Below are 1,818 nucleotides of genomic sequence, written 5' to 3' on the forward strand. Positions count from 1 at the left end.
GCTCGGCTCAGTGGACATGGGCTGGATGCACGACACCCTGCATTTCATGCAGGAGGATCCGATCCACCGCCGCTACCACCACCACAACCTGACCTTCGGGCTGCTTTACGCCTTCTCGGAGAATTTCGTCCTGCCGCTCTCCCACGACGAGGTCGTGCACGGGAAGGGCTCGCTGCTCGGCAAGATGCCGGGCGACCGCTGGCAGAAATTCGCGAACCTCCGGGCCTATTACGGCTTCATGTGGGGGCATCCCGGCAAGAAGCTGCTGTTCATGGGCGGCGAGTTCGGCCAGGAGCGGGAGTGGAACCACGACACCAGCCTGGACTGGCACCACCTCGACGACCCGCTGCACAAGGGCGTGCAGAGCGTGGTGCGCGATCTCAACCGGCTCTACGTCTCGACGCCGGCCCTCTACAGCCGTGATGTCGAGCATACCGGCTTCCAGTGGCTGGTGGCGGACGATCAGGACAACAGCGTGATCGCCTGGGCCCGCAAGGGCGCCAAGCCCGGCGAGGTGGCGATCGTGGTCTCGAACTTCACGCCCGTGCCGCGCGAGGGCTACCGGATCGGCGTGCCCGCGGCGGGGTTCTATCGCGAGGCGTTCAACTCGGATGCCGGCGTGTATGGCGGGTCCAACCTGGGCAACCAGGGCGGCCGCCGCACCGAGGATCAGGCGAGCCACGGCCAGGGGCAGAGCCTGTCGCTGACCCTGCCGCCGCTCGCCACGATGATCTTCCTGCTGGAAGGGTGAGCGGAGACTCCCTCCCCCCTCTGGGGGGAGGGGGTTGAGGCGGCTGCGTCCGCGAGAAGGCCCTACGCGGCCCGCCAGCGCAGCGCGGTGCTGTTGCCGATGGCCCGGCCGTAGAGCCCGGCATAATTGTCGGCGGCCTGATCCCAGCCGAAGCGGGCCGCCATGGCCCGCCGCCGCATGGCGTTGAGGCGCTTCTTCTGGCCGAAGGCCTCCAGCGCCCGGCGGACCGCCGCCCCGAAGGACGCGGCCGAGGCCTCCGCGAAGGTGAAGCCCGTCACCCCGTCCTCGACCGTGTCGGCGAGGCCCCCGGTGCGGCGCACGATCGGCAGGGAGCCGAAGCGCTGCGCGTACATCTGGGCCAGCCCGCAGGGCTCGAAGCGCGAGGGCATCAGCAGGAAGTCGCTGCCCGCGAACATCCGCCGGGCCTGCGCCTCCTCGAAGCCGACATGCACGCCGACCGCCTCGGGATGGCGCTTGGCCAAGCCCCGGAGCGCCTGCTCGAACCGGCCCTCGCCCTGGCCGATCACCACGAGCTGGCCGCCCTCGGCCACGATCGCCTCGGCGGCCTGCAGGCTCAGGTCGATGCCCTTCTGGTGGACGAGGCGCGACACGATGGCGAAGAGCGGCCCGCGGGAAACCGCGAGGCCGAATTGCTGGCGTACCGCCTCGGCATTGGCCCGCTTGCCCTTCCAGTCGTCGATCTCGAAGCGCGTGGCGAGGTGCGGGTCGGTGCTCGGGTCCCAGGTCTCGTCGATGCCGTTGAGGATGCCGGCGAGCCGGCCCTGACCGGCGCGGGTGCGCAGCAGCCCGTCGAGGCCGCAGCCCAACTCGGGGGTCTGGATCTCCCGCGCGTAGGTCTCGCTCACCGTGGTGACCTGCGAGGCGTAGAAGATGCCGGCCTTCAGGAAGGACAGCTGCCCGTAGAACTCGGCGCCGTCGACCTGGAGGGCGCCTCCGGCACGCCGAGCCGGGGCAGGGCGTCCCGGGGGGAACAGGCCTTGATAGGCGAGGTTGTGGATCGTCAGCACGCTCGGCACCCGCGGGCCGCGCCCAGCGAGATAGGCCGG

At 70.4% G+C, this 1,818-nt stretch carries 2 protein-coding genes; one reads left to right on the top strand and one right to left on the bottom strand.

Annotated features, from left to right (window positions below):
* A partial coding sequence (locus I53_RS16445; protein ID WP_187294363.1) for an alpha amylase C-terminal domain-containing protein occupies positions 1-751 on the top strand: 751 nt, incomplete at its 5' end.
* A gap of 62 nt (positions 752-813) precedes the next feature.
* On the opposite strand, the gene I53_RS16450 is transcribed toward I53_RS16445, so the two are convergent.
* Positions 814-1,818: glycogen synthase (locus I53_RS16450; protein ID WP_043352564.1), on the bottom strand; the 1,005-nt coding region annotated here is incomplete at its 5' end.

Origin of the sequence: Methylobacterium sp. B1 (assembly GCF_000333255.1) — a bacterium.
Classification (GTDB): domain Bacteria; phylum Pseudomonadota; class Alphaproteobacteria; order Rhizobiales; family Beijerinckiaceae; genus Methylobacterium; species Methylobacterium fujisawaense.